Below are 7,299 nucleotides of genomic sequence, written 5' to 3'. Positions count from 1 at the left end.
TCATGAAAATCATGAAAATCCGTGTTCTATATAGTTGTAAATGGAACGCAGATGGAGCGGATTATCATGATTGACGCAGATAGTTTTTGTGGTACACGAATTGAATCAGCGTAGATCATGAAAATCATGAAAATCCGTGTTCTATATAGTTGTAAATGGAACGCAGATGGAGCGGATTATCATGATTGACGCAGATAGTTTTTGTGGTACACGAATTGAATCAGCGTAGATCATGAAAATCATGAAAATCCGTGTTCTATATAGTTGTAAATGGAACGCAGATGGAGCGGATTGTCATGATTGACGCAGATAATTTGTTTTTAACTAAACAGTATATAAGTAATCCAACTCATTCCGTAAGCAAGAACGGTCATGTAGATCAATTGAATGGTGGGCCATTTCCAACTTTTGGTTTCACGCTTTACAACAGCGAGTGTACTCATACACTGCATCGCCAACACATAAAACACCATGAGTGAAAGTGCCGCAGCCAGTGTATATACTTTAGAACCATCCGCATGTTTCGCAGATTGCAGTTTGGCACGTAAAGAACTATCATCCGATTCTTCCACACTATAGAGTGTAGCCATGGTGCCCACAAATACTTCACGTGCCGCAAAAGAAGTGATGAGAGAGATACCAATTTTCCAATCGTATCCTAAAGGTTGAATCGCAGGTTCAATGAATTGTCCGAGGATACCGGCATAAGAGTTCTGTAATTTTTCGGTAGACAATTGTCTTTGTAAAGAATCAATCTGATCAGGCATTTGCTGGATCAGTGCTACATATTTTGTCTCCGTTTTTTCCATTCTGTCCCCCGGACCATAACTACTCAAGAACCACAGCAATAAGCTGATGACCATGATGACTTTACCCGCATCGGTAACGAAGATGCGTGCTTTCTCTACCATGGTGATGACTACATTTTTCCAACGAGGGGCACGGTAGATGGGGAGTTCGAGGATGAAGAAACTTTTCTCACTGATCTTGATGAACCACTTCATCACATAACTCACGATGAGTGCCATCACTGTACCGAGTAAGTAGAGTGCCATCATCACCAAACCTTGTAAACTGAGAAAGCCCAAATAATAAGTATCATCAATCACCAAAGAAATCAAAATCGTGTATACCGGTAAACGTGCACTACAACTCATGAGTGGTGTAACCATGATGGTGAGCAAACGTTCTTTTCTGTTCTCGATATTACGAGCACTCATGATGGCAGGAACAGCGCAAGCAAAACCACTCACCATGGGCATCACGCTTTTACCGTTCAATCCAACTTTACGCATGAGTCTATCACTGAGGAAACTGATGCGCGCCATATAACCGGTGTCTTCGAGAATGGTGATCAATCCGAAAAGGATCATGATCTGTGGAACGAAAACCAGGATGCCGCTCAAACCGGCTACCAGTCCATTGATGATGAGATCACTCCACCAGCCGGAAGGAAGATGCGTACCCAACCATCCGCTGATCTCAGCAAAGCCCCATTCAATACCATCCATCGGAAATGCGGCGAGCCAGAAAATACTTTGGAACAAGAGAAAGAGAACGGATAACAAGATCACATAACCCCAGGTATGATGTAGAAGTAGGTTGTCTAATTTATCGGTAAAGAGTTTTTTCTCAAGCGGTCCGGGCTCCAATACATTTTGCTGCATGATCTGGCGGATACGTGTGTATCGATGCATGATTTCTTCAGCCTGTGTTTTGGTAGGATTGAATTTATGATCGATCTCTATCTGTTCTATTTTTTGCTGAACAGTTTCGCTGAGTGGAAAACTTTCGTGGTTGATGAGATAATGTACAGCAGCATAATCACTCAAAGAGCCATCGAGTTGTTGAATGGCATCGATGGATGGCGCTGCCAGTTTTTTATTGTCGATGAAATCACGAGGTACGGCACTGTTACCCAGTCTGGATACCTGTGCCAATACTTTCTTGAGTTCGTTGAGACCTTTGTTTTTTCTGGGGTTCACTGCCACAACGGGAATACCGAGATCGGCTTCTAGTCCACTGATATCGATCTTGATACCTTTTTTGGAAGCGATATCATTCATGGTGAGTGCCATCACTACCGGAATCTTCAGATCAATCATCTGACTACAGAAGAGCAGGTTGCGTTTGAGGTTGCTGGCATCGGCCACGAGCAATACTACATCAGCTTTCAGATCGGTATCGGCGCCCATGAGCACCTTGTACGCCACCCATTCATCGGCCCTGCGCGGATACAGACTATATGTACCGGGCAGGTCAATGAGTTCAGCTTCGGTGCGGTCATCCAAACGGGTGCTGCCGGTCTTTTTGTCAACGGTAACACCGGGAAAGTTGCCCACTTTCTGGTTCAATCCGGTAAGGCTGTTGAAGAGCGAACTCTTCCCGCTATTCGGGTTACCTACCAAGGCGATATGTAATTTCTTGTGGCTCAATGGATGTGGTTGCAAAAGTAGTGGCAATACGGGGTAGGTAGTTACGAGATTGGGAACCCTTCGTCGCCGACGAAGGGTGACGGGTGTATGAACAAATCGTTTTTACTCATTAGCGCACTTACGTATTACATATGCCGTACTTCTTTCGGGTCTTCTTGGGGTTTTCTTTGGCAAAACCCCAAGCAATCATAATGAACGACCTTAGATAGATAAGGGGGCGATAAGCTGATACCTAGGGGGAGGGTTGATATAATACGAATGGAGGGCGGATGAATATCAAATGAAACTCGAATGAATACCGCTTGGAATACGGACCGATAACGGACTTATAACGGACTTATAACGGACTTGTAACGGGGTGATACCGGAATGTCACCCCGATCCAAAAAAGAAGTTCTCCGCAACGTCCCCCTCTTACCTCGGGAGACGATCGTGGGAAGCTGCATCTTTTGAAGATGAGTGGTAGAGTCTAGAAAGTACACCCTGCAGAAAAGCAATACCTACACTAATATCATTAATGGTATTCCTGTTTTTTCAGGGTTTATTCTGCTGGAAATGGGGGACTAGAATCTATGCGCAATAGTATATTCCAAGTGATATCGGTACAAGATCATTGCTGTTCATATTGAAAGCTAAATGGAATACTGATGTGTTTACCGATGGGTGAAATGACGATCAGTCTACCTGTTCTTTCTATCATTCCTTTTTTATTACTTTTCGTGGCGATATAGATTTCACCTTTTTCATTGGGCGAAAAAACTTCTGCGTAGCCATCAACAGATATGTATACTTCTTTGATCTTGTCTTGCATCGGCTCTTTGGTGCGTACGAGGGCAATATATTCTTTTGCACGTTGCTGTAATGAAGCCGGAACAGTCTCCGCCTTACTCACCACTACGGTATATTTCTTTCGGATATCTGCTTCATGTGTAGCTAATTCTGCTGCTGAATAGGATTTAAAACCTTTTAGGAATTCGGTCAGTATTTGATATTGAATGTCCACCGGTTTCTGCTCAAATGAGCGTAAGTGAATGGATGTGTAATCGTTGGCAGACAGATGACTTGCAAATATCTGCGCATAACGTTTTTTATCACTCTTACCTTCCTCAACAAAACTAAAACCTCGAAACGATCCCATTTTTAAGGGTTTTCGCTCATATTCAATCACTGGATTGCCCGATAAAGAAAAGGAGCCGGGATCCTTTTTTAGTCTGTCTATTGTATTTTTATAGTAGTCTTCCAGTTCAGAAAGATTGGTTGTTTTTTTATTATCAAGTGAAGGGGCTTTTTCCGAAAGTCCGGGACTCAATTTTATTTCAGTCTGTTCGCCCTGCACCCGAAAGGTAAAAATATCACGCTTGTAGGGTTTGAATCGGGTGGTATCATAGGTGATGGATATATTGGGTTCAAGGAATTGCGTAGTCATCTGCGCAATGGTATCCTGTGTTATGAGCATGGCTGCTATACAAAAACCGGATCGAAGAACTGAAAGTAGATTCATAGTATTGGATTGTTTTATTGAATCATAATATCCTAAACAGGTTATCATATTCCAAATATAAGTAAGGAGTTGTTATATAAGATAAAGTTGTCACCCTAAGGAGTCTTCCGACGAGAGTCGGAAATGACGACGAAGGGTACAGATGAACTTTTGGAAAGTTCTAAAACTTTCCAAAAGTTTCGGATGATGCTATAAACGCTCCTTAGGATGACTGTAAATGGGTATATTGCTTCAAATCCTCATTATCTATTTTATGCGTAAATTATTATTGTCTTTTGGCTTTCTTTTTTTAATCACACCGTTGATTGCACAATCAACAAACCCCAAACTCAAGATCACAGCACTTACAAATATTTTTTATATCTACACCACGTACAATACTTATCAAAATACACAAGTACCTGCGAATGGAATGTATGTGGTTACAAAGGATGGTGTGGTCATGTTTGATACACCTTGGGATACTACGCAGTTTCAGCCTTTGTTAGACAGCATACAAGCCAGACATCATCAACCCGTCATCATGGCTTTTGCTACCCATTGGCATAGCGATAAAACAGCGGGATTGGAATATTATCATCAAAAAGGTATCAAGACTTATACTACTCGAAAAACAGATGAACTGAGTAAAAAGAATGCTGCGAAGCGAGCTGCTTTTCTCATGAATAAAGACACTTTGTTTCAGGTTGGGAATTACCGATTTGAAATATTTTATCCGGGTCCGGGTCATACGGAAGATAATATTGTGATTTGGTTTCCCACAGAGAAAGTATTGTATGGCGGATGTTTGATCAAAGGTGCTTCGGATACCAATCTAGGATTTTTAGGAGATGGTAATGTGAAAGAATATGCCAACACCTTAAAAAGAGTACAACAAAAATACCCGTCTCCCAAACACATCATTGTTGCGCATAGCGACTGGAATGATCTCAACTCATTGAAGCACTCCATAGAAATGGCGGATTTGCTGGTAGCTGATGGCTCATAGGTTATAGTTCATGGGGTATGGTTTATTTGTTCGACACAGGAGTCTTAAGGACTATTACCTCAGAGACGCATGAGGGAATTCATCAAACCCCTTGTAGCCTGTAGCGTGCAGCCTGCAGCTCATCGCTAATCTTCTGCTAATCAAATCAGACATCAGACATCAGACATCCGCCATTCTCTCATTTGGCATTTGACCAAAAATTCAGGTTATTTGCAAACAAATCATTCCCATGCTTCCTAAGTTCAAAAGAATCCTCCTCAAGTTATCGGGTGAAGCCTTATTAGGCGATCAAAAAAATGGTGATCCATTCAACCCGCAGATCATTGAACAATATGCGCACGATATCAAACTCGTGACCAATTTAGGGGTTCAGGTAGCGATTGTGATTGGTGGAGGAAATATTTATCGAGGCATGAATGAGGCAGAGAGTGGTATTGAGCGAGCACATGGCGATTATATGGGTATGCTGGCTACGGTGATCAATGCCATGGCGATGCAGGCGATGTTGGAGAAGATTGGCGTGTATACCCGTTTACAAAGTGCCATCAATATGGAGCAGGTAGCTGAGCCTTATATCCGCAGAAAAGCTTTGCGTCATTTGGAGAAAGGAAGGGTGGTGATTTTTGGAGCAGGTACCGGTAATCCTTATTTCACAACAGATACAGCAGGTTCTCTTCGTGCCATTGAGATGAAAGCAGATGTGATTTTAAAGGGTACCCGTGTTGATGGCGTATATACAGCGGATCCGGAGAAAGATCCTACTGCCACTAAATATGATAAAATCAGTTTTCAGGAATGTATCACCAATAACCTGAAAGTGATGGATATGACGGCTTTCACCCTTTGCATGGAAAACAAACTCCCCATTATTGTGTTTGATATGAACAAACCCGGAAACCTGCTGAAAGTGGTTGAAGGGATGAATGTAGGCACTTTTGTAAGCTGATCGCCCGTTGGTGTAAAAACAAGGGTTATTGTTGAATGCTGTTGGTAATTTCACTCCAATGAAAAAACTATTGATACTCGTTTGTTGTCTGAATGCAGGAATGGCGCTATCACAAGGTCGCCTTACACTTTCAGATGCCATCAATCTTGCACTGAAGAATAGCCTCGATATTCAATTGGCTAAGAATAATGTAGAGATCAGCACCATCAATAATCATCCGGGTGTTGCCGGTGCATTGCCTACGGTTACAGCAACCGCCAATGACAATGAACAGATCGTTTCCATCAACCAAAAATTTCCGGATCCATCTAGAAATACAACTCGTAACAATGTTAGCTCGAATAACCTGAGTGTGGGTGTTACCGGTACCATTCTTTTATCCAATGGCTATCGGGTGGTCACTACTAAAAAGCGTTTGAATGAATTGGTGATCCAAAACCGTTACCTGTTGGATGCTCAGATTCAAAATACCATGGCAGCCGTAGCCACCCGTTATTATGATGTGGTTCGTCAACAGGAGTTTATTAAAACCATTGAACAATCCATTGATGTGTTTCAAAAAAGATTGGATATCCTAATGGCTCGCAAAGAAGCCGGATTATCCAATAACGCCGATATTTTCCAGGCCAGATTGGATTTGAACGCACAAGTACAATTGAAACAGCAGCAAGCATTGGTGATACAACAAGGCAAAACCGATTTGCTGAATTTATTATTCCTCAATCCGGATTCCACCATTACCATTCAGGATACCATCATCGTTGAGCGTAACCTTTCATTGGAAAATATTCGTACCAAGTTGAAAGACAATCCGCAGTTATTGAGTGCAAATGAACAGATCAAGATCAATGAACTGATTGAAAAAGAAACAGAAGCATTGGGTATGCCTACTCTTCGCGCCAATACCGGATATAATTTCAACAATACAAGAAGTGGTGCAGGTTTCATTTTGCAGAACCAGAGTTATGGTCCGTTTATTAGTTTGAACCTGAGTATTCCCATTTATAATGGTACGGCATTCAAGCGTCAGCAACAAGTAGCAGAGATCAATTCAAAAAATGCTGTGCTACAAAAAGAAACATTGGTGCAAACCTTGGAAACAGGCGCTGTTAGAACCTATCAGGCATATAAAAATGCGCTGCAACAATTGGAAACAGAGGTTGAAAATTATAAACTCTCCATGCAATTGGTTGACCTCGTTTTAAAACGCTTTGAACTCAATCAGGCTACCATCATTGATGTTAGACAGGCACAACAAAGTTTTGAAACATCGGGTTTCCGATTGTTGAACCTGAATTATACGGCTAAGTTGGCTGAGATTGAATTGAAAAGACTGGCCAATCAAATTACCCCGTAACTCTTTTTGATTTCAATATTAAACAGTATCAGTTGAATGAATGATCAACGGCGAATGCATTTCCGTTCGTAA

At 41.8% G+C, this 7,299-nt stretch carries 5 protein-coding genes; 3 read left to right on the top strand and 2 right to left on the bottom strand.

Annotation, left to right across the window (positions count from 1 at the left end):
• Nucleotides 1-320: 320 nt before the first annotated feature.
• Together feoB and ACTIEV_RS09090 are read right to left on the bottom strand one after the other, a co-directional pair.
• Nucleotides 321-2,462, bottom strand: a complete 2,142-nt coding sequence (feoB, locus tag ACTIEV_RS09095) for a ferrous iron transport protein B (protein WP_439516372.1) — start codon at nucleotides 2,460-2,462, stop codon at nucleotides 321-323.
• 583 nt (nucleotides 2,463-3,045) lie between these two features.
• On the bottom strand, nucleotides 3,046-3,936 hold the full coding sequence (locus tag ACTIEV_RS09090) for a hypothetical protein (protein ID WP_322197267.1): 891 nt from the start codon (nucleotides 3,934-3,936) through the stop codon (nucleotides 3,046-3,048).
• 253 nt (nucleotides 3,937-4,189) lie between these two features.
• Between ACTIEV_RS09090 and bla the strand changes: the two genes are divergently transcribed.
• The 3 genes from bla to ACTIEV_RS09075 all read left to right on the top strand — a co-directional run bounded on the left by bla (nucleotide 4,190) and on the right by ACTIEV_RS09075 (nucleotide 7,227).
• A complete protein-coding gene (bla, locus tag ACTIEV_RS09085) occupies nucleotides 4,190-4,924 on the top strand; it encodes a BlaB/IND/MUS family subclass B1 metallo-beta-lactamase (protein ID WP_322197266.1) in 735 nt (244 codons plus the stop codon).
• Between the two features lie 229 nt (nucleotides 4,925-5,153).
• Nucleotides 5,154-5,870: a UMP kinase gene (gene pyrH / locus ACTIEV_RS09080; protein WP_178887343.1), complete on the top strand. Its 717-nt coding sequence runs from the start codon at nucleotides 5,154-5,156 to the stop codon at nucleotides 5,868-5,870.
• Nucleotides 5,871-5,928: 58 nt separating this feature from the next.
• Nucleotides 5,929-7,227, top strand: a complete 1,299-nt coding sequence (locus ACTIEV_RS09075) for a TolC family protein (protein WP_322197265.1) — start codon at nucleotides 5,929-5,931, stop codon at nucleotides 7,225-7,227.
• Nucleotides 7,228-7,299 lie beyond the last annotated feature (72 nt).

Origin of the sequence: Sediminibacterium sp. (assembly GCF_051861365.1) — a bacterium.
GTDB lineage: Bacteria > Bacteroidota > Bacteroidia > Chitinophagales > Chitinophagaceae > Sediminibacterium.
The sequence above is the reverse complement of the archived record's forward strand: the minus strand, read 5'-3'. Positions and strand labels throughout refer to the sequence as shown.